Origin of the sequence: Nostoc sp. C052 (assembly GCF_013393905.1) — a bacterium.
In the GTDB taxonomy this organism is placed as follows: domain Bacteria; phylum Cyanobacteriota; class Cyanobacteriia; order Cyanobacteriales; family Nostocaceae; genus Nostoc.
Genome location: NZ_CP040272.1, coordinates 543,913 through 565,339 on the forward strand (window position 1 = coordinate 543,913; position 21,427 = coordinate 565,339).

Sequence of the window (21,427 nt, forward strand, 5' to 3'; positions counted from 1 at the left end):
CCCAGTCCCCAATCCCCAATCCCCAGTCTTCAAAGATTTTGGCGGCGAAACTCGGCGGGAGTGAGGCGCATGGATTTTTCTGGGTTCCAGATTCCTTGGCCCATAAGTCTAGCCCATTGTTGGGCACGTTCTAAACGCTGGTCATACTTGTGGTTGGGCGATCGCCCCACAAACATTGCATTCCCTTGTTTGACTAGTTCTTCATTTAACAACACCTTATTTTTCCACACATAAGCTAGAGTTCGTCCGATTTTGTCTTTTGCTTCTAAATCAAACTCCAGCGTTACCAATTGTTCTACACCACCAATTAGATTCTCTAATTGTTCTTTCGCTGCTTCCCCCCAAGGGCGCTGTCGCAAATCTGGTGCATCAATACCAACTAACCGCACTTGAGAAATCAAATTTGGTTGTTCAGCCATGCCTAAAACTTCCAAGCTTTGCCCACTAACGACCCGTGCTACTTTCACCTGGGCTTCACTGTTCGGCAGTTGGTTTTTAGCTTGGCAACTCACCAAAAGCAATAAGCAACCCAAAATAGCTATTTTTCGCACCCACTCACCAAGACTTACAACCATTACAAATTCGGTGATTTTGAATTGTTTATCGAAACAGAATTCTGAATTCCGACTCCTGAATTCTGAATTCTTCTTCATTCCTCATCTAAGGGTAAACCCGCTTTAATTCTCCCCCTAGCAAAATAGCGTCCAAATTGGAGTTCGTAGACTTCATCTTCGTCTTGTGTCTCCACTTCCAAGTCAGAACGAGGGTAACTCACACACAACAAAGCATAACCTTGGCGACGTAAATCTGGCGACAAGCCGATCGCCTCTGGTTGGTAAATTTCTCCTGACAACACTCTCACAGCACAAGCGGTGCAAGCCCCGTTGCGGCAGGAAAATGGTAGTTCTACCCCTTGTTTTTCGCCAGTGTGCAGGATGTAGCGGTCTTCTGGCACTTCTAGGGTGTATGTTTTGCCAGTGGCGCGATCGCGAACTTTAATTGTGTATGTACGGGACATCTGGATTTGCGTTTTAGGATTGGGACTTTCAGATTCTTTCTAGAGATTTTAACTTTAGTACAGCCCACCGCAAAAAGAGTATGGAATTTAATCATTCGTAGGTTGGGTGGTAGCAAGATCCCGGTAGGGGTACGTAGTCAAACCCAACATCAACCCCTCGATATTTCCGAACCCCTTTTAGAGGATGTTTGAAAAGTTTTGGGCGAATATAATTTCGCTACTACACTGGCATTGTCCGCCTCCGCAGACTAACACAAAATCAAGTTCTTCAATCCACGGAGGTGGGTAAGTTCCCCGACTTGTAGCGGCGCGCGATTTCTAATCGCCAGTACTGATATTAAATTATATTTTTTCAATAACCTCTTACGATGACGTGTACTTAGTTCAATGTCTTAATAATCATTTACAAAAAAATACTAATTACCTATTCTTCTCCCCTAGTTCTCCCCGATTAATTTCTAATCTTAAAAGCATCAAATCAAATTTGTCTCTCGCGCTTACCAAATTACACAACAAGGAGTAACTTAATTATGCAAAGTTCAACCATCCGCAAACCAACTATTCTTGCACCAGGAGAAGGTAATCAATTCTCAGTTCTTGGCTCACAGTTCACAACAAAAGTAACTGGAGAAGAGACAAATCAAGCTTGGACAATTTATGAAATTACAGATACAGAAGAAAATGGGCCGCCACTACATACCCACCCTTGGGAAGAAGCATTTTATGTTCTAGAAGGAGAACTAGATATCCAAGTTGGTACAGAAACAATTTTGGCATCACCGGGCTTTTTCATTAACATTCCCCATAATGCACCACACGCCTTCAAGATTCGTTCTGCTACTGCTAAATTTCTGGTTTTAATTTCACCTAAGGGAGCGAAAACCTTTTATGAAGAAATGGGTCAAGTCGCAAACAGTCCATTGCTAAACATGGAAAAAGTACAGCCTGTTTTGAACAAGTATGGATTGCAATTTATTGCGTAAAGATCGCTTTCGTTAGTAAATAAATCTATTTCTACAGAAGTCCTATGTACTCAACAAAAAAGCAACTCTATTCCATACCAAAAGCTGCTCGCCTTTTTGCTACTAGTGCCCTGAGTGTAGGTTTCATGGCTAGCCTTGTTTTTTACCCAAGCGCAAGTCAGGCAGGCAAAAACGACACTGGAGTGCCTGCTGAACTCCAAGGCGAGTGGCGGTACGGTCGAATCTCGTCCGTCCAATACCAAGACAGTTACACAGGGCAATCAGCAGCCCCAAACGGCTCTAGCGATCAATTTCAACTTGCATCTAACGGTAACTACAAGCGAAATCGGTTAATTCAGATTAACACTTACAACTGCGCGTCTTACCTCTTCATAGAAGAAAAAGGCAAAGTGAAAGTTGAATCTCAACGCCTTACCTTCCAGCCCACTGACAGCACGTCTAAAGGGCAAATCTGCAATACTGGGCGTACTTACTCTAGCCGTAATACAGCAAAAGCTGAGACTTACCAGTGGTCAATTGAGACGAACGATTATGGACAGCAAGTTTTGGTGCTTGAAACTGCTGATGGCAAAGGTCGAGGTCATTACGGACGACCTCAATGATCATTCAAGCTGCATAGAACTCAATACGCTTAGATTGAGAATTTTTCTCTTTCCTGCTTCCCCTAGTTTTCCCCGATTGTTTCCTAATTTATAAAATATCGAACTGAGGTTATGTCATGATTCACCATATTTCAATTGCTGTTAAAAACCCTAACCACGTTGCCCAAGTTCTGGCAGAAATCTTAAAGGCGCAAGCTGTTTCCTTTCCTCCTAACCCAGGAAGCTATATGGTTATACCTTTTGATGAATACGGTACAGCCATTGAACTTTATCCTTTAGGTTCTCAAATCGAACCTGGTGAAGCTGATAAACAATGCGTATTTGTGCATACTGCTATTACTGCCAGGTATACAGATATTCATGCAGCCATCTCTGTACCTATTAGTCAGAAAGAAATTGAACAAATTGGTACTCGTGAAGGTTGGCGTGTAGTGCGCTGTAACCGCGATTCTTTCTTTGATGTGATTGAGTTCTGGGTAGAAAACAGATTAATGATTGAGTTGCTAACACCAGAAATGGCATCTCAATATTTAAAATTTGCCACCCAGCAAGAAAACCTCAAATATTTTTTGACAGAACCAGCTTTAGCAACAACTTGATAAATGCAAGAATCCTATTTGATTTTTGAAAAAACTCTGGGGAACATCTAGTTTTGGAAGATATACAAGTTCCAGTGAAATAGAAGAGGAGAAAAAAGTGTACATCACCAACTAAGTAGGTAGGCATAAATTAACCTAACTATGTAACCAAATGTAAAACCGTCAAAGTCCTTGTGATTGCTTCGTTACACTCCGTTTCACTCGCAATGACATACTTGTAAATTTTCCCTATTCCTTCTCTGCGGATGATTGTAGATTTGGGAAATTTGGATAACTCAGTAGCAATTCACACCCCTGGACAATCAGTCCATGCTTTCCATAGCCACTACAACTATTCAGAATTTGATTTGGGGAAAAGGTTAAAGGGTAAGGGTTAAAGGTTTTTTCTTTCCCCTTTCCCCCGACCCTTATCCCCTTCTTGGGGCCCTATCTTCCCCTTTTCCCCAAAACCCGACAAGTATTGGATGTTATGGGAATTAAATAATGTTACAGAAAATACGACTGCAACACTGAGACTCATTCCAAAATTGGTAGAGTAAAGTACGACACGACTATCTAATTTAAAATTGCGTTATTTGCGTGTAATTACATACACATTATCGAAAAAATAAAGTATAAAGTAACAGGGCAGAAAGAAGGTTAAAAACAGAAATAAATATTCTTTTTAGAAAAAGTATTTTCGCCGATCATCCATTCTACTGTCTAACTTTCACGAAACATAGTTGGAGATCATAGAACCTATGCAACGCGTATTTAAGCAAAGTTTTATACTTTCAGTCACTACTGCGATCGCTTTATTATTTGCAGGTTGTGGCGAAAGTAAAGTTGCTCAATGTAACAAAATAATAAAAGTTGCCAATCAGGCATCTACTCTAGGTCAAGAATTCGCTAAAAATCCCAATCCAGCAAAAGGTTCCAAAGCTCTAACTGAACTTGCTGGTAAGATAGACCCACTTGCCACAGAGATGAAAGGACTAGAAGTTAAAGATGAAAAATTGCAAGGTTTTCAAGGACGCTTTATCACACTCTATCAGAACATCAGCAAGGAATTGAATAATGCAGCAACAGCCATAGATAAAAAGAATCTACCAGCAGCAAAGGGCTTTTTAGTATCTCTGCAAAAAAGTAGTGGCGAAGAAAGTTCAATAGTCAGCGAAATTAATAGCTACTGTTCTGGTAAGTAGGTCGGCGTAAATAATTATCGTTGGGATAAGGCAGGGGGCAGGGAGCAGGGGGAGAAAGGGTTTGAGTCTTATTTACTTTTCTGCACATAGTTTGGTTTTATTATGCCGACTTAACTTAAATAACTAACTCTTGGCTCCCACCTCCGCAATTATTGGTGCTGGATTGGTTAATGCTATGGATTAATTACCAACGAACACTTGTTTGAGGCTCTATTTTGGGTATTTTTTGTCTAATACCAATTTGAAAAATGATTGCGACAGATGGAAAACTGAAACACTTATCCAATGGATGTTCCATAATCCAAAATCTAAAATCCAAAATGGTATAAGTCCCATTAACCAGAACCCAGCGATTAGGATTCCCCATTGCATACTACAGCGCACCGCCAAGTCTGCATCCGGGATAGAGCGTGAGTTACTGGGTTAGATATGGGTCGATGAGTTACTCTGCATCACGATAGTTCCGGTTGGATAACGGCTAGTTTCAGACAATTCCAAAGTCACGAATAATCCAGAGATACCTGTGTCATAAAAGTCGGCAGGCATCCAGAATTTATCTAGCACCTTTCCCTGAGGATTAATTTTCAGAGTACCACAGGGAATTTTTTCGCCATCAGCGATCGCCCAAAGTCGATAGACTTTCCCTGTAGGGGGAGCCACCAGATTTTGCACGGCTAGAATCCCCTGTCGTTGTCCTAGATTCACTACAAAGCTACCCGCAGCGGTATCCGATGCCTTCACAGCCTTGAGAGAAAAAAGTTGTGTCTGGGACTGTTGCAGTAGGGTATTGATGTCTTGAGCCATACGGAAATCCTGTCGCAAGCGATAGTTATCTACTCCTAAATACAGAATTAGGAGTGCCGCGACACTACCCATGATGGCGTACCAGAGGAAGCGAGACGGTTTCTGGGAGGGTTGGAAAGTCGTGGTAGCAGCAGTCAGAATGGCAGATTGGAGATGGGGAGGCGGTTCAACGCTGTTTAAGCTGTAAACAACTTGGTCTAAGGTTGCCTGAAGCCGCTTCACTTCTGCCACTAATGCGGGATTTTCTGCCAGCAGTTGCTCGAAAACTTCTACTTCGGCGCGATCGAGGTCGCCCACAACATAGCCTGCTGCCAAGGTTTCGATTGCTTGAGGAGTAAGGGGTTCAGTCACGTCGCTTCGCTCCGAATTCAAAATTCAAAATTCAAAATTAATGATCCCCATAAATAAATTTAGGGGCTTGTATCATGAGTCGTTTTCAGTCATAACCTTAGTCAATGGAGTGTTGTAAAAGTTGCTTCAGTTTCAAGAGTCCCTGGCGAGTCCAGCTTTTCACGCTTCCCAGGGGTTTATGCAATTGTTGGGCAATTTCTGATTGGCTCAGTCCGGCATCATAGGCCAGTTCAATCACCTGTCGTTGCTGATCTGAAAGCTGGGTCAATGCCTGCCGCACTTGCTGCGATCGCTCATTGAAAACAGCCTGCTCAACCGGAGTATGCGCGGGGGGTGCGGCAGTGATATTCTGCCCCCAACGTTGCACCAAATTAAGAGTGCGACTGCGCGATCGCAATTTGTCGATCGCCCGCGATCGAGTCATGACAATCAGGTAGCGCATCAAATGACCGTGGCGAGCAGGGTCAACCGGACGCTGCCATAACGACAGAAAGATTTCCTGGGTCAGGTCTTCGGCTTCCGGCTGGCTTTGCAAAACTTTCAGCGCCACTCCATACACCACACTGCCGTAGCGCTCGTAGAGACACCTTAGCGCCGTTGGTTGCTTTGCCTTCAGGTCATCCAAAAGTGCGGCATCGCTGGAGGATGACGGTTCTGATGAATGGCGATCGCGAGAACTTAGATCCATAGATTCAGGTGAATAGACCGAGGCTAATTTCTCTGCAAAAATGCCTAATGCATCTTGCAATGTGAGTGCCAATCCTGATTTCACAACTTTTGAGTATAGAGCAAACTTACTTTCATTTTTAAAACGATTGGTGAAGCTAATTAGATGAGTCTAGTAGTCTGCCAACCCAAAAATGCGCTTGTGAGAACTGGGGAAAGGGGAAAGGGAAAAGGGTAAGAGATTTAAACCCTTTCCCCCTTCCCCCTTACCCTTTACCCCGCCAAGTTCACTTGGCGAACTACTAGTGTCGAAATTTTGCAGAAGTGGGTTATTTCGTTCTGATTGCTATTACGCCTCAAACCGAATGAACCGTGAACATCAGTCTAGCAAGGGCATTTGAAGAGTTTAAATCCAAAATTGGTTCCCAGTCGTCTTAAAGGTAGAGAAAAGTAAGTAACCCAGTTAGCATTCTTTCCAGGCATAAGTTGCAACTAAATTCCTGAAATCACGCTAATTGTTTACCTGCCCACTCCTACAGCTTTTAAAACTGGAATGCCCCGACGAAATTTATATCGTCAATCCGCAATCCCCTTCTTTGGTATGTCATATTTTGCACTTTTAGCACTTTGGATTCGACCAATTTGCTTGAAAGTTTGTGCTGCATCCATGCATTGAAGGTCAGTAAAACCGCTGTAGCCAAATAACCGATCTCAAAGGTAATTCTATGCGACGCTCTATTTCTGTGCTGTTAACAACACTGCTTCTCTCTGCCACCATTTTGCCTGCTGCGGCGCAGGCTCAAACCGCACCAATCAGCCTCAATCCCTACGCGGCAAATCAATCCTCTGGAAACCAACTCAAGCCTTTTAATCTGGCTTATCTGGCGTATCAAGGCTACTTGAAAGACCAAAACATTCCCAGCAATGGTGCATTGATGTCAGCGATCGCGTCTGGAACAATCACGGCTCAAGACATTATTCAAGCTGCTGTCAAAGCGAATCGACTACCTGAGCAAGCGTTAAGCGATCGAGGCTATCGCTATAACCTTGAAAATCAATTGCAAGGATTTACAGCAGACTAAAAAACTGGCGTTACTGAACTCCAAGAAATAAATTATCCAATCTTGTGGGGTGGGCATCTTGCCCGCTATATAAACTGGGCGCTCATGTTGCCCACCCCACAACCAATAATTGAATATTTTTTTTGGAAGTCCCTTACTGAATCAATATGATGAAAAACACATTTCGCAAGTACCATCGGCTAATTGCCACACTCTTTTGTTTGCCGTTACTCTTTACTGCTCTGACTGGCATTAGCGTTGCCATTGCCGACACATGGTTGCATCAAGAAGAGCTTGCTGCATTTTTAATCACTGTTCACACCTTCCAAATCTTCAAACTCGATGCCGTTCTGCCAGTTTTGAATGGGCTAGGTCTGATTGGCTTAGTGGCTACCGGAATCTCGCTGACCGGACTGTTTGCTAAACGTCATCAACCAAAGCGGATAAAAGAACGCTCATGAAATACATTTCTTATTTTTTCATAGCGATCGCCAGTGCCTTCCTGGTAATCCTGTTGTCGTTGTCATCCTGTAGTCCGAACCATAAGGCAACGACTAACCAACCAATGGCGATGAAAGATCAACCCCAAACTGCCGATACTACAGTCAAAATTCGTAATTTCAAATTTGAGCCAGCGAATTTGGCGATCGCTGTTGGTAAAACTGTTCAGTTTATCAATGTCGATGAAGAACCCCACACGGCGACGGCTACGGATGGTACTTTCAACTCTAAAGCACTGGATACCAATCAAACCTGGAACTACACCGCGACCAAACCGGGAACCTATCCCTATATTTGCTCAGTTCATCCCTTTATGAAAGGGATGCTGACGGTAACAAATAAGAAAAACTAACCAGAGGAATACCAATGCAACGCAGAAAATTTATTGAACACGTGGGCTGGACAGGACTTGGGATTGTGTGGGCTGTTGGTGCAAATGGCTTATTAACTGCCTGTCAGGTGGGAGAACCAAATGCTCAAAAATCATCCACGACTTCACCGTTTTCCTTCGTTCAAATTAGCGATACGCACATCGGTTTTAAAAAACCTGCGAATGAACATGTCACCGATACGCTTCAGAAAACGATCGATGCAATCAATGCCTTACCCACCCCACCCGCCTTTGTCATTCACACCGGAGACATCTCCCATTTATCTAAACCAGAAGAATTCGATCAGGCGAAACAACTGCTTTCCCAATTGAAAGTCCCACTGTTTACTCTACCAGGGGAACACGATACGATTGGCGATCGCGGCAAAGCCTATGAGGAAGCCTTTAACCGAAAGGATGTCAAAGAGGGTTTACAGGTTTGGGATCAGGCGGGAATACACTTTGTTTCTTTGACCAATGTGCTGGACTTTGGGGCAACCGGCACAGGCAAACTAGGTGAGGCGCAATTGGACTTGCTCTCCAAAGATTTGGCAAACCAGAAACAGGATACGCCTCTAGTTGTTTTCAGCCATATTCCTCTATATAACCTTTATCCCAAATGGGGATGGGCAACTGCTGATTCTGCTAAGTTGCTTTCACTGCTATCTCCCTTTGCATCGGTAACAGTGTTAACGGGGCACATCCATCAAGTGATTGAGCATAGCGAAGGCAATATTCGCTTCCACACCGCTGCGGCGACTGCTTATCCCCTCCCCGCTCCAGGTCACGGCGATCAACCTGCTCCCGTCAAACTCCCTGAAAATAATCTGTTGGCGGTGCTTGGATTCCGCACAGTTGAGGTAATTTCCGGGAAGGATACTAGAGTTGACCAACATGCTTTAGGGTAGAAATATCGCATTTTGGTCGCTTTCGGATATAACCGAAGGACTCAAGGAAGCGAGTGCAAGAACTTTCTAGGAGCTATACCATTTTGGATTTTAGATTTTAGATTTTGGATTGTGAAACATCCATTGGATAAGTGTTTCAGTTTCCCATCTATAACGTGAATTCGACAGACCTTACCCACCCCAATACTTCTCGGTTAAGGGGAAAAGGGGAAAGGGAAAAGGGAAAGAAAAAACCTTTAACACCTACCCTTTAACCTTTTCCCCAAACCCGATTCCGAGTTAAAAATGCAAAACCCGAGAAGTATTGTCACCCACCCAACCTCCCTCTCCTGCTTTTGAGAGGGGCTGGGGGTGAGGTCAAAATCCTGTGCATCGAACTCACGTTACTTTACTCTTGAGTGTAGTCGTCAGAAAAACGTTCGTCCCTTGGAACCCTGGGATGACGGCGATTTAGTTGATTGGTATTAATTGGTTTTTTCTGTTGAGCAGAGATATTTCGCAAACCTAAATCTTTAAGGATTCTTTGAGCTGCAACTTCACCTGTTGCACAACCACCTTCCATATACCCTTGGTAGGACAGAGAACAGTGTTCGCCGGCAAAAAATAGATTACCTATACGCTTTTGTTCTGCTCCAGCGATGCTTGTCCATTGTCCGACTAAATAGCAAGCATAGGAGGCTCGTGTATATTGTTCTCCAGGCCAATAGGCGCGAATGGCTTCACCTTGACGGAGGTTTTTAATTCCGGGGAAAATCCGATCTAACTGTGGTAAAAATATTTGGGCTTGAGATTCAGCTGAACCTTTGCCTAAAGATAAACCATGTTTACCACCAGTAAAGTCAGTAACCAGACCTTTGGGGCTTTTTTGGTAGCGACTGGCTTCCCAGGTGTTTTGAAAGCCTGTATCAGTAAATGTTGCTGCTGTTGAGTTATATTTAGTGCGCCACAATTTTTGTTGATAGGCTGTAATTAACTTGGCATTTGTACCATATCCTAATTCTGCGATCGCTTTCTTTTTAAATGCTGGTAAATTCACATCCAACTTCACTAAACGCAAAGTAGTAAAGGGCAATGTCAGCAAGATTCTTTCATAAGTACGATCGAAGGTTTTATAGCCAGACTTTAAACTAACTCGATAGCGTCCATCAGGACGGGTACAGATAGCTTCTAATTCTGTTTCAGTTTGTATAACATTTGCTAAGTAATTCGCTAGCAGACGCGGTACTTGGTCGTTACCGCCACGAATGGTATAACGTTCATCGCTTTCACCGTAGAGTGAGAATGTATCAGTGTTGGTACCAATTAAAAATAGTAGATTTAAACAAGATTGTTCTGCTGCTTCTCGGCCATACTCGGTAGTATAAGAAATATACAGCATTTCTTGCAGAATGGGATTAATTTGTGCTTGCTCTAAATACTCTGCAATAGAAGTATTATCTAGAGCGAAAGCTGCCTGATTGTAAGAGCGATAAGTTACATCTCCATCGCCAATTGCAACTAAATCCTCGTCAATTTTACGTGCTAAAGGAATGAAGTAACTAATAATTTCTAGTTCGGGAATTTTGCGTCCTTGAAAATACCATGTTTCTGGCACTAATCCCTGATCGGTGGCGAGTATATCGACTATTGTTAAACCAAGTTCAAGAGCTAGCGATCGCAATTTAGTATGATCTGTATCAATAAATTCTCCACCTAGTTCCACAGTCACGTTAGTACCTGCGGCGTTGGCTAAACTACGCATTCGACCACCAACGCGATTCCTTGCCTCAACAATGTCTACAGGAACCCCAGCTTGACGTAAACGGTAGGCAGCAGTCAAGCCAGCAATTCCCGCACCCACTACTAGCACCTTGGGAATCGTGCCAAAAGCCATAGAATCCCGTCCATTATGCCAAGTAGCTGTAGCTAATGCGCTTGCTAATCCCAAACCCCCATACAGTAAGCGGCGACGAGTGGTTTTTTGTTTTAAAATGTCAACTATCTCATCTGCGGGAATGCCAGTTTTTATCGATGCTCTCGCAATTTTATAAGCACGTTGCAAAGATCCCATGAGTGCAGACTTAGCCATTCAATGCACCTCTATTACCGCTAATTTTCAAATCATATTAATCATTGCAGCTTTAAGATTTTTTTTTGATGAAGAAATTCAAGCAAATATGAAAATTAAATAAATATTAGTTAAATAGTTGGGCGATAACCACCAAAAACAGCAAAGCTAAAATTTTTGTACCAGCAATCCACATTTTGAAATCCAGCCGCTTCTAGCCAGGTAAGTTGAATATCAAGGCTTGCCATGTGATCGTATTCCATACGTTTTTGTGCCGCTTTGAGATCCTGCTCTGAGATATTCTTGGCGCGGACAGAATCTAACCAGTGTTGACGATAAAGTTTTTCTAAATCAGGCGTTTTGCCAAGAACCTGATCGGCGTTGACAAATATCCCTCCAGGATTGAGAACATCATAAATCCGTTGATAAAGAAGTTTTTTATCAACATCTGACAGATGATGAATTGATAAGGCAGAAATTACAATATGATATGAATCACCTAAATTAGTGTCAACGTAATCACCAATTAATATTTTGGGAGATTTACCCATTTGATTAAATCTAAACTTAGCTTTCTCTAACATCTCAGGGGCTAAGTCTAGTAAGGTAAACTCTGCATTCGGAAATACGGACTGAAGCATCCCTGAGTAAAGTCCAGTACCAGCACCTAAATCTAGAACCTTCAGCGGTGCGGTGTCGTCACCTGAGATAATTTCAACGGCTGTTTTGTAAAAGTCATCAAAACAGGGAATTAAAATACGACGTAAGTTATCGTAATCTACTGCGGCGGAATTAAATGCTTCTTGAATATTCATTGTCTAATTTTTAACAGGGGTAAAACTTTTTGTTTTAATAACTCAATTAAAGCTGGTTCCATATATTCATAGTCGTCTGGGATATCTAAACATATAACTCTTTTATCTTTAAGCAAAGGCTGAAAATTTTTCGAGAGCTTATTTTTATGAGATTTTTCCATCACAAAGATAATGTCAGCCCATTGAATAGCCTCTGTTGATAATGGTACTTCAGCATAATGGTCTAAGCCTGCGGAGTCAGTTTCAAGTCCTTCATATTCAGAAAACACAGCCTCGGCTGTGGGGCTTCGCAATTTATTCTGGCTACAGATAAATAATAGTTTTTTCATTATTAATTAAATAGCCTCTTGTCGGTCTAACTCCAAAAAGAGCTTTTCAGCATTCCACATCAAATCCTCGTTTGACAAAGATGAAAAATCCAAATGTCTCACCATTTTCAAAATAACAAAGCTTCACCCCTTTCCCCACTAACTTAGATAAAATCACTATGGTACTACTTAACCCTCCCAACCTGAATGAAAAGCGATATCTTCGATGGGCTACGCCTACGCTCCCCTTCCTCACTCTCCCTTCAACGTCCTGAACTACTTGCACCAGCAGGTAACTGGGACTGTGCTAAAGCTGCTGTGGAAAATGGAGCAGATGCGATTTACTTCGGTTTGGATCGGTTTAACGCCAGAATGCGGGCACAAAATTTTACTGAGGCAGACTTACCCCAATTGATGACATTCTTGCACCGCCGGGGCGTAAAGGGTTATGTCACTGTCAACACACTAATATTTCCCAAAGAACTAGCAGAAGCGCAGCAATATCTCCGCACAATTATTGCCGCAGGTGTGGATGCAGTGATTATCCAGGATGTGGGTATATGTCGTCTCATCCGTCACCTGTCACCCGATTTTCCCATCCATGCTTCAACCCAAATGACCATCACCAGTGCGGCTGGGGTGGAATTTGCCAAGTCCCTCGGCTGTCAATTGGTGGTGCTAGCGCGTGAATGTTCTCTTCAGGAAATCAATAAAATTCAGCAGCAGATTGCCCAACAGCAAACTTCGCTGCCCTTGGAAGTCTTTGTTCACGGTGCTTTGTGCGTGGCATATTCCGGTCAGTGTTTGACTAGCGAGGCTTTAGGCGGACGTTCTGCTAACCGAGGTGAATGTGCCCAAGCTTGCCGAATGCCCTACGATTTAATCGCTGATGGGGAAGTTGTCAATTTAAAAGAACGCAAATATTTACTCAGTCCTCAAGACTTAGCAGGGTTAGATGTTTTGCCCGATTTGGTGAAATCAGGAGTAACTTGTCTCAAAATTGAAGGTCGCCTGAAAGCTCCAGAGTATGTTGCTAATGTCACCCGTGTTTATCGGCAAGCCTTGGATGAAGTGATGACGGAATTGGAAAGACCTAACCCCCTAACCCCTTTCCCTGCAAGGGAAGGGGGAATAAAAGCTCCCCTCTCCGTTTCGGAGAGGGGCTGGGGGAGAGGTCAATCAAATCAAGAACACTACAACTTAGAAATGGCATTTTCTCGCGGACTCTACACGGGTTGGTTTGGCGGGATTAATAATCAGGAATTAGTTCACGCCCGCTTTGGTAAAAAGCGTGGGGTTTATTTAGGTGAAGTTACCCGCATTCACAACGAACAAGTAACAGTCAAATTGGAAGCGCCTCTAAAACCAGGGGATGGAATTGTGTTTGACTGCGGTCATCCAGAGGCGAAGGAAGAAGGCGGCCGGGTTTATGCTGTGGTGTCCAAAGGTAAAGAAACCATGCTGACATTTGGGCGAAATGACTTGAACTTGCGTCGAGTGCATATAGGCGATCGCATTTGGAAAACCAGCGATCCAGAATTAGATAAGCAACTGCGTCAAAGTTTTGCTGGCGATAACCCCCAATTTCAGCGTCCGATTGACTTGGAGATTTATGGAGAAGTTGGTCAGGCGTTGATTGCGATCGCCCGCGATCAACTCGGTAATATTGTCCAAATTGAGTCTGCAATTTCACTCGCGGAGGCACACACTAAACCCCTAGATACAGACCGTTTACAAGAACAATTTGGTCGTTTAGGTAACACCCCTTTCTGTTTGGGAACCCTAACCAACCACCTCAACGGTGCGATTATGCTACCCGTCAGTGAGTTAAACCGGATGCGGCGAGAAATAGTTGCACAGTTGGAAGAATTGCGGAGTCAACCCAAACGCTGGCAATTACATTCTCATGTCTCTTTCCAAGACTTACTCCCCTCCTCATCCCCCACATCTCCCACATCCTCCTCACTCATCGTCTTAGTACGAAACCTCAAGCAGCTTCAAGCCGCCCTCAAAGCTGGTGTTGAAACACTCTACTGTGAATTTGAAGATCCCCGCGCCTACCGAGAAGCAGTACAACTAGTACGTCAACCCAGACAACAATTCCCACTCCCCACTATCTGGGTTGCACCACCCCGAATTACTAAACCTGGGGAAAATTGGATTTTGCAGCAAGTACGTGCTTGTGAAGCAGATGGCTATTTGATACGGAACTATGACCAACTACAATTTTTTGCCGCAGACCGTTGTATTGGAGATTTCTCACTCAACGTTGCTAATCCCTTAACAGCAGATTACTTTCAGCAACGCTTTGGTTTAGAACGGCTGACGGCATCTTATGACCTGAATATTACCCAACTGCAAGACCTGCTCACCAGTTGCCCTCCCCAGTGGTTTGAGGTGACAATCCATCAGCATATACCGATGTTTCACATGGAGCATTGTGTTTTTTGTGCCTTTCTATCAACGGGTACAGATTATACCAACTGTGGACGACCTTGTGAAAAGCAGGAAGTGAAATTAAAAGACCGTGTGGGGACTGAACACGTTCTCAAAGCAGATGTAGGTTGCCGCAATACTGTATTTAACGGCACTGCTCAAACGGGAGCCGAGTACGTACAACGTCTGATAGAACTGGGATTACGTCACTTCCGCATTGAGTTTGTAAATGAGACACCAGAGCAAGTGAGTCAAACAATACATCGCTACCGTCAACTACTGCAAGGTGAAATTACAGGTTCCCAACTCTGGCGAGAGTTGAAGTTGCAAAATCAATTAGGCGTAACTCGTGGACCTATGGGAGTGTCTGCATTGCGGTCATAATTGATTTTCTGACACAAATAACACAATATCAATACTTTTGGCTTCTTATTCCTTAAAAATGCTCAGGATACATAAAAAATGGCTTACAAGCTGTGATGCCGTAAACCAGCTGATTACTGCTGTAAATTATCCCTCTCTCTATTCCCCTAGTAGTTCTATGACCTCTTCAAGCTTGAGTTTTGCCTTGTATAGGTTGAGTAATTTTTCCTGTTCCCAACGTTGAGGTGCTTGATACCGTTTGCCCTCCATCGTCAGCCCCATCGTGTAGTTCATAGCCTCCGCCATCTGGCTTCCAATTGAGGAATTCTTCAAAAGCGATCGTTTTTGGTAAGGCTTGAAACATCACACTTACTCCTGACTCTGGTTTAGAGTTTAGCAAATTACTTGGTATCACCTCACTGAGGAGAATCGCTACAATAACCAGATAGAAGTAATTGTAGTCAATGAATGTCATGGAAATCAAAAATATCAAAGAAGAAGCACAACGGCTAATTGACAAATTGCCAGAAAATTTGACATGGGATGATTTAATGTATGAAATTTATGTAAGACAAGCAATAGAAGCGGGATTAAGTGATAGTGAAACGGGAAGAGTTCTTTCTGTTGAAGAAGTATGTGCAAAATTTGGATTGCAACCGTGAAAGTTTTTTGGACAGAAACAGCCGTTAATCATTTATCCTCTATTTATACCTATATATATATCTCAAAATTCTCCTCATTATGCTCAAAGACTGGTTGAGCGATTAACTCAACGCTATGAGCAAATTGCCCGATTTCCATTATCGGGTCGCATTGTCCCAGAATTTGAAACTAAGTAGATTAGAGAAGTTATTGAAGGCTCTTACTAAATCGACATAAAACCTCGCTAGATAAAGCTAAAACGAGTAATCAGGAAGATTTTACAAAATTTTGTATCTATTTTGGAAACAACGTCTATTCAGGCGAATTAACGTTATAAACCAATACGCTTGAGTTAAGGGCTACTGGCAACAATTTTGGGTTTTCGAGATGCGATAAATCGCCGTCTCTACAAGTGCTTTGGGCTTATCCGAACTGTATTGCGTTATAAACTCAACGTTGATGTTAATGTTTCCTTAAAGCTCTAATAGTTAGTGCTTAAACCTATATCAGTATTTTTGTGAGGCTTACAATCATTTTGTAAAAATCAATGCAACTAAAGTTATTTAAGTGGGCGATTCTTCCCGTTGCGTTTGTGGCTGCGAGCCTCCTAAGCGTACACGCGGTAGTAGCGGAAAAGGGTGAAAGCGTTGGAAGGTTCGAGAAGGGCGAAAAGTTTGAACAGGATGAAAGAGGCAGAAGGATCAAACATATCTTTGTCATAGATATGGAGAACCACAACTTCACGCAACCCAGCAGCGATACAAGTGCGCCCCACCAGATATTCGGCAATCCCGCAGCGCCCTATCAGAATAGCCTCATTACCCCCGGAAATCAGAATGCCGCTCAGGTTTCCTGGGCTGGTGCTTACCATAACGTTCTAGCTACACCATCCGGCAATAATCCGAGCATCCACCCGTCCGAGCCAAACTATATTTGGCAAGAAGCCGGCGATAACTTCGGCGTGTTGAACGATAATGATCCTTACAAAAATCCTGGTGGCACTAACCAGAATACGACACTCCATCTCAGTGCTTTACTTGAAAAAGCTGGTATCTCTTGGAAATCCTACCAGGAAGACATTGACCTGGCAAAAAATGCTAATGGTTTGCTTACCAACACGGTTCTACCTCAAAACCAATGGACTGTCCCTCTGACCAGCTTCAGTGGTACATCACCTGATTACACTAACCCCTACAACGGTAGCCATCAATATAATTTCGCTACTAAACACGATGGTCATCTGTTTTTCACTGATACCAACGGCGGTAATGACCCAACACCAGCAAATCCTCTAGCATTTAAATATGCACCATTGCAACAATTAAAGGAAGACCTGGCTCATAATAAGGTTGCTACTTACACCCTGATTACACCAGACCAATTCAACGATTCACACACGGCGTTGACTAATGGCTTTGATTATCATGGGGTGCATTACACAGGCGATCAGTCCGCAATTGCCCAGGGTGACAATTTTCTTGCCACGATCATTCCAGAGATCATGCGCTCCGATGCTTACAAGGATGATGGTGCGATCGTGATCTGGTGGGATGAGACTGAAGGTACTAACCAGAACGACTTCAGCCACACCCTGGAGGAAATCGTGATCTCACCTCTGGCCAAAGGCAACGCCTATGAAAGCTTCGTAAATTACACTCATTCGTCTGACCTGAAAAGTTGGGAGGAACTATTCGGTGTATACGCACCAGGCGGCGGATTTTTGGGTGATGCAAACTCACCGGACACCAACGACCTCTCGGATCTCTTTAAGAGGGGTGCACTCACCTCGAAGGAGCGGAGAGAATGGACAAATAAACACGATTAATTCGTGCTTTAGAGGATTACTTTAAGGCAACGACAATTCAACCCAAAAAGCATCCACGTTGACATTAAAATAAAACCCTGGAATGATTGTTTTTAGTTGTAACCAAATATTTTCTTATTGTTGTAAGCCGCCATATTCACCACTGCTGGGCAGTTTGTTTAACTATCTCCACAAGCCTCAGCACGGTTGGGGATGTCTCGTTTTTTCGCCAAATCATCGTGATCGCTACGCCAATGTCTGCAACGAACGCTACTTTTGGGCTAGGTTCTTGTAATGTTTTATAAACTACGCCAATGCGTTGCAGATTTTGCAAAGATGCTGGCACGATCGCAATACCCATCTCGGCTGCTACCAAACTAACAATCGTCTGCATCTGAATGGCTTCTTGAACAACCTTGGGACTAAAGCCTGCTTGCTGACACAGACTGATAATTAAGTCATAAAGCCCTGGTGCTAATATCCTGGGAAATAAAATAAACGGTTCATTGGCTAGCGATCGCCAACAAATATCAGATTGATTCGCTAACAAATGTGCTTCAGGTAATGCCACCATCAGAGGCTCTTGAAAAATTGTTTCGCAACTAAATTTATTGTCTTCCACAGGTGGACGCAGAAATCCTACATCCATTCGACCTTCTCGTAACCACTCTAACTGTTGATCTGTAGTCAGTTCATGCAACTCGATGCTTACACCAGGAACCTGACTACGAAAAGTTCGCAGGATCGTTGGCAAAATGTTATACGCCGCCGAACTGACAAAGCCAACCACCAATTGTCCAATTTCGCCCCGACTTGTTTGCTGCCCGACTTGGATTGCCTGTTGTAATTGCCTCATAATTTGCTGAACTTCACCCAGAAATACTTGCCCCGCTTCTGTTAACCGTACATTTCGTTTCGTGCGGTAAAACAGTTCAAAACCCAATTCCTGCTCTAGCTGACGAATTTGTTGACTTAGGGGAGGTTGAGCAATATGTAATCGTTCTGCTGCCTTTCCAAAGTGTAGTTCCTCTGCCAAGGTGACAAAGTAGCGCAGGTGTCTTAGTTCCATCTGTTACCTGAATTCATATCTTTAAAATATTAATTAAGGTGAAAATATATATTGGACATAATTAAAAATCTTTTTTACTGTGATGAATAGGCGGCGATCAACCCAAGGCACATTGATCGAAAAATCAACACTCTGTAATTTCACCACTTATGAACAATCTATCGATCGCTAATAATAATTGGGACACTTCCCTTTACGAAGATAAACACACCTTTGTCTGGCAGTATGGTGAAGACTTACTCAAACTCCTTAACCCCAAACCAGGAGAATCCATTTTGGATCTGGGCTGTGGTACTGGACAACTCACAGATAAAATTGCCCAAGCGGGGGCTGAAGTCTGGGGAATTGATAGCGCACCTGCGATGATTGAAAAGGTAAGAGAAAACTATCCCCATATCCGCTTTGATGTTGCGGATGCGACAAATTTTCAAGTTGAACAGCCCTTTGATGCGGTGTTTTCTAACGCTGTATTACATTGGGTGAAAGAAGCAGATAGCGCGCTCGCTTCCATACATCAAGCACTAAAACCCGGAGGGCGTTTTGTCGCAGAATTTGGTGGTAAGGGAAATGTGCAAGCGATCGTCACAGCCTTATACAGCGCTTTAGAATCCATTGGTATCCCCCAAACACAAGTAGAGAATCCTTGGTATTACCCCAGTATCAGTGAGTACACAACTCTACTAGAACAACAAGGCTTTGATGCCATTTATGCTATCCTCTTTCCTCGTCCCACTCCTTTAGCAGACGGAGAAGCTGGCATCGCAAACTGGATTAAAATGTTCGCTGGCTCTTTCTTAGCTGGACTTTCACCTGAGCAACAAATAAAAATAATTCCCGTCATTGAGGAATATCTGAAGCCAACACTATATCAACAAGGAATTTGGACAGCAGATTATCGAAGAATTCGCATCGTTGCCGTTAAACTTTAATTTGTGCGAATTTTAACTTATACCTTCATGATGAATTATGAATTAGTATCAGTTATGTATATACCCAAATTGTTAGATGCTTTCTCTACGAGACGCTTTGCGAACAGCGGGCGCAGCGATCGCCAGATATCATTTTCATTACTACTAACCATTAGCCTTACCACTTTATTAGTTCCACCCTCACTAGCACAAACACCCATAATACCATCACCTTCTAGTGCGCCTTTAGAACTAGACTTATTGACCAAGCCAAAAGACTATATAATCACAGCTAACACCATTCATCCAGAACGATTAACCGTTCCTAGTTTATGGTGGGCACAACAAAACTCTGAGAAAAAGCTATTGGATAATTGGATAGCATATCCAGCTTCAGACAAAGAACCTGCACGAGTAGACTTGATCGTAAATCAGCAAATTTGGAGCTTACTAGAGTATGTAGAACGCTACGACTTTGTAAATCGCTTGGGTAGTGCCGCCCGAAACTTTGGCTACAACGTCCGAGTATTCAATTATCAAAAAGAACCCTTGGCAACCTACACTTGCAACTTTAGTACAAGTCCAGCTTTATGCAGTATCCAAACAACTGTTAAGAACAAGATAGGGTTCCAGCGTTCTTTATAGGTACTGGGGACTGGGAGCAGGGAGAAGAATTTTCCCCTCCACCCCCTGCACCCTGCCCCTCTGCCTCTTTTCAATGCCCCATGTCCAATTCCCAATTCCCAATTAAACTTTAATTTTGGCGAATAAAGACTCGTATTGTTTTATTGCTGATGGTGGTAAGGGAAGTAAAAATTCACTTTTATCGAAAACGTTGCGATCGCTCTCTAACAAACTCCATAATGGTTCTTGAATATCGGAAGCGGTAATATTTGTAGAAATTGGCGAATTAGTTTTAGTCAGCACCGAAATTTGTTTAGCTGTACTTGGTTGCCAACAAAAATCAATCCATTGATCTGATAAAGTACCTTTAGCAATCCCTGCTGGACGTACCCATAAATCTGTCCACATTGCTGTTCCTGACTGGGGGATCACAGCGGCAAGTTGCGGGTAACGTGCCAAAACTGGCAGCACATCGCTTGACCAACCAACCGCTAGCCAAGTATCTTCCATAATTAGAGGTTCCAAGTAGTGATTGGAACTGTAGAACTTTACTTGTTGATTTAATGTCTGTAATTCCTTTTCCAAGTCTGGTACTTGGTCAAGATTTTCTGTATTATAAGATTTTCCGAGCTTCTTTAAGACCAAGCCAATAACTTCTCGTGGTTGATTGAGTAGGGAAATGCGCTGCTGCATACCGTCTCGCCATAAATCACTCCAATCTTTGGGTGCCCATCCCAACTTTTGGAACTTGTCACGGTTATAAATAATCACCGTACTACCCCATCTATAAGGCGCACCCCACACCTTCCCTTGAGTATCCAAATTACCTTGGTCGTTTCGCGTTACTAATTTCTTCCACTTTTCATCTAAAGTAGACCACTGTTTTAATTGGTTTCCCTGTACTTCTTGGAGTGGTTGAATCAATTTCTGCTCAATAGCTGCTTTTAACCAGTAATCTCCTAATGTTACTAGGTCTGCCTCAGGTGTTTTTTGACCTTGCCTAAAGGGTATAAAGCGACTCCATCCCTCCTCATCGCTGGTCTTGGGTTTTTGCTGCCAACTTTGTAACTGCTGAAATAAATCCTGTATCTGCTCAACAGGAGCAAACTTTAACTGCACCTGTTGCTGCAAACCTTTGTGGAACTGATTCACCACCTGACCAGGTATAGAACCTTTTAATAACTGTACTTTTAGTTGCGTCTGCTTGTTTCCACTACAGCCAAAAAGCAGTTGTGAAAGTGCCAATGTGCTTGTACCTAGCAAAAAAGACCGTCGATCCATTGATTTGGGATTTGAGATTTTTGATTATACCTAATATTAAGCAGAGATTTACCAGCAGCTAACTACCTGAAAAAGTAGAGTTT

24 protein-coding genes are annotated in these 21,427 nt (G+C 43.1%); 14 read left to right on the forward strand and 10 right to left on the reverse strand.

The window, feature by feature from the left end:
• Window positions 1-29: 29 nt before the first annotated feature.
• Entirely contained in the window at window positions 30-575 is a 546-nt protein-coding gene (locus tag FD723_RS02180) for a thermonuclease family protein (protein ID WP_179063902.1), read from the reverse strand.
• A 74-nt stretch (window positions 576-649) separates the two neighbouring features.
• Window positions 650-1,018, reverse strand: a complete 369-nt coding sequence (locus FD723_RS02185) for a 2Fe-2S iron-sulfur cluster-binding protein (protein WP_179063903.1) — start codon at window positions 1,016-1,018, stop codon at window positions 650-652.
• Between the two features lie 530 nt (window positions 1,019-1,548).
• Here FD723_RS02185 and FD723_RS02190 point away from each other — a divergent pair.
• The 5 genes from FD723_RS02190 (at window position 1,549) to FD723_RS02210 (ending at window position 4,386) form a co-directional block, all read left to right on the forward strand.
• On the forward strand, window positions 1,549-2,001 hold the full coding sequence (locus FD723_RS02190; protein WP_179063904.1) for a cupin domain-containing protein: 453 nt from the start codon (window positions 1,549-1,551) through the stop codon (window positions 1,999-2,001).
• 44 nt (window positions 2,002-2,045) lie between these two features.
• Entirely contained in the window at window positions 2,046-2,603 is a 558-nt protein-coding gene (locus FD723_RS02195; RefSeq protein WP_179063905.1) for a hypothetical protein, read from the forward strand.
• A 116-nt stretch (window positions 2,604-2,719) separates the two neighbouring features.
• Complete coding sequence (locus tag FD723_RS02200) at window positions 2,720-3,202, forward strand: hypothetical protein (RefSeq protein WP_179063906.1); 483 nt, start codon at window positions 2,720-2,722, stop codon at window positions 3,200-3,202.
• A 245-nt stretch (window positions 3,203-3,447) separates the two neighbouring features.
• Window positions 3,448-3,579 carry a penicillin acylase family protein gene (locus FD723_RS02205; RefSeq protein WP_256875023.1) on the forward strand — a complete coding sequence of 44 codons (132 nt, stop codon included), beginning with the start codon at window positions 3,448-3,450 and terminating at the stop codon, window positions 3,577-3,579.
• A 363-nt stretch (window positions 3,580-3,942) separates the two neighbouring features.
• Window positions 3,943-4,386 (forward strand): hypothetical protein, encoded by a 444-nt coding sequence (locus FD723_RS02210; RefSeq protein ID WP_179063907.1) that lies wholly within the window; start codon window positions 3,943-3,945, stop codon window positions 4,384-4,386.
• A gap of 423 nt (window positions 4,387-4,809) precedes the next feature.
• Here the strand turns inward: FD723_RS02210 and FD723_RS02215 are convergent, their stop codons facing one another.
• Window positions 4,810-5,541, reverse strand: coding sequence for an anti-sigma factor domain-containing protein (locus FD723_RS02215; RefSeq protein WP_179063908.1), 732 nt, complete (start codon window positions 5,539-5,541; stop codon window positions 4,810-4,812).
• Window positions 5,542-5,638: 97 nt separating this feature from the next.
• On the reverse strand, window positions 5,639-6,313 hold the full coding sequence (locus FD723_RS02220; protein WP_256875024.1) for a sigma-70 family RNA polymerase sigma factor: 675 nt from the start codon (window positions 6,311-6,313) through the stop codon (window positions 5,639-5,641).
• Between the two features lie 619 nt (window positions 6,314-6,932).
• On the opposite strand from FD723_RS02220, the gene FD723_RS02225 reads away from it, so the two are divergent.
• The 4 genes from FD723_RS02225 to FD723_RS02240 all read left to right on the forward strand — a co-directional run bounded on the left by FD723_RS02225 (window position 6,933) and on the right by FD723_RS02240 (window position 9,047).
• A complete protein-coding gene (locus tag FD723_RS02225; RefSeq protein ID WP_179063909.1) occupies window positions 6,933-7,289 on the forward strand; it encodes a hypothetical protein in 357 nt (118 codons plus the stop codon).
• 146 nt (window positions 7,290-7,435) lie between these two features.
• On the forward strand, window positions 7,436-7,729 hold the full coding sequence (locus tag FD723_RS02230) for a peptidase (protein ID WP_306297011.1): 294 nt from the start codon (window positions 7,436-7,438) through the stop codon (window positions 7,727-7,729).
• Window positions 7,726-8,121 (forward strand): cupredoxin family copper-binding protein, encoded by a 396-nt coding sequence (locus tag FD723_RS02235; RefSeq protein WP_179063910.1) that lies wholly within the window; start codon window positions 7,726-7,728, stop codon window positions 8,119-8,121. The genes FD723_RS02230 and FD723_RS02235 overlap by 4 nt, the downstream gene beginning before the upstream one ends.
• 14 nt (window positions 8,122-8,135) lie before the next feature.
• Window positions 8,136-9,047 (forward strand): metallophosphoesterase, encoded by a 912-nt coding sequence (locus FD723_RS02240; protein WP_179063911.1) that lies wholly within the window; start codon window positions 8,136-8,138, stop codon window positions 9,045-9,047.
• Between the two features lie 388 nt (window positions 9,048-9,435).
• Here the strand turns inward: FD723_RS02240 and FD723_RS02245 are convergent, their stop codons facing one another.
• The 3 genes from FD723_RS02245 to FD723_RS02255 form a co-directional block, all read right to left on the reverse strand.
• On the reverse strand, window positions 9,436-11,115 hold the full coding sequence (locus FD723_RS02245) for an NAD(P)/FAD-dependent oxidoreductase (protein WP_179063912.1): 1,680 nt from the start codon (window positions 11,113-11,115) through the stop codon (window positions 9,436-9,438).
• A 110-nt stretch (window positions 11,116-11,225) separates the two neighbouring features.
• Window positions 11,226-11,909 (reverse strand): class I SAM-dependent methyltransferase, encoded by a 684-nt coding sequence (locus FD723_RS02250; protein ID WP_179063913.1) that lies wholly within the window; start codon window positions 11,907-11,909, stop codon window positions 11,226-11,228.
• On the reverse strand, window positions 11,906-12,238 hold the full coding sequence (locus FD723_RS02255) for a low molecular weight protein tyrosine phosphatase family protein (RefSeq protein ID WP_179063914.1): 333 nt from the start codon (window positions 12,236-12,238) through the stop codon (window positions 11,906-11,908). The genes FD723_RS02250 and FD723_RS02255 overlap by 4 nt, the downstream gene beginning before the upstream one ends.
• A 186-nt stretch (window positions 12,239-12,424) precedes the next feature.
• Between FD723_RS02255 and FD723_RS02260 the strand changes: the two genes are divergently transcribed.
• The gene (locus FD723_RS02260) at window positions 12,425-15,037 is read left to right on the forward strand and encodes a U32 family peptidase (RefSeq protein WP_179063915.1); all 2,613 of its coding nucleotides are present in this window, start codon (window positions 12,425-12,427) and stop codon (window positions 15,035-15,037) included.
• Between the two features lie 166 nt (window positions 15,038-15,203).
• Here FD723_RS02260 and FD723_RS44050 read toward each other — a convergent pair whose 3' ends face one another.
• Window positions 15,204-15,491 carry a hypothetical protein gene (locus FD723_RS44050; protein WP_372743781.1) on the reverse strand — a complete coding sequence of 96 codons (288 nt, stop codon included), beginning with the start codon at window positions 15,489-15,491 and terminating at the stop codon, window positions 15,204-15,206.
• On the opposite strand from FD723_RS44050, the gene FD723_RS02270 reads away from it, so the two are divergent.
• Window positions 15,490-15,678 (forward strand): hypothetical protein, encoded by a 189-nt coding sequence (locus tag FD723_RS02270; RefSeq protein ID WP_179063916.1) that lies wholly within the window; start codon window positions 15,490-15,492, stop codon window positions 15,676-15,678. The two genes, FD723_RS44050 and FD723_RS02270, sit on opposite strands and share 2 nt — an antisense overlap.
• Window positions 15,679-16,205: 527 nt before the next feature.
• A complete protein-coding gene (locus FD723_RS02275; protein ID WP_179063917.1) occupies window positions 16,206-17,483 on the forward strand; it encodes an alkaline phosphatase family protein in 1,278 nt (425 codons plus the stop codon).
• 136 nt (window positions 17,484-17,619) lie between these two features.
• On the opposite strand, the gene FD723_RS02280 is transcribed toward FD723_RS02275, so the two are convergent.
• Window positions 17,620-18,531, reverse strand: coding sequence for a LysR family transcriptional regulator (locus FD723_RS02280; protein WP_179063918.1), 912 nt, complete (start codon window positions 18,529-18,531; stop codon window positions 17,620-17,622).
• 149 nt (window positions 18,532-18,680) lie between these two features.
• Between FD723_RS02280 and FD723_RS02285 the strand changes: the two genes are divergently transcribed.
• Window positions 18,681-19,460 carry a trans-aconitate 2-methyltransferase gene (locus FD723_RS02285; protein WP_179063919.1) on the forward strand — a complete coding sequence of 260 codons (780 nt, stop codon included), beginning with the start codon at window positions 18,681-18,683 and terminating at the stop codon, window positions 19,458-19,460.
• Between the two features lie 54 nt (window positions 19,461-19,514).
• Window positions 19,515-20,084, forward strand: coding sequence for a hypothetical protein (locus FD723_RS02290; protein WP_256875025.1), 570 nt, complete (start codon window positions 19,515-19,517; stop codon window positions 20,082-20,084).
• Between the two features lie 102 nt (window positions 20,085-20,186).
• Here FD723_RS02290 and FD723_RS02295 read toward each other — a convergent pair whose 3' ends face one another.
• Window positions 20,187-21,344 (reverse strand): extracellular solute-binding protein, encoded by a 1,158-nt coding sequence (locus FD723_RS02295; protein ID WP_179063920.1) that lies wholly within the window; start codon window positions 21,342-21,344, stop codon window positions 20,187-20,189.
• Window positions 21,345-21,427 lie beyond the last annotated feature (83 nt).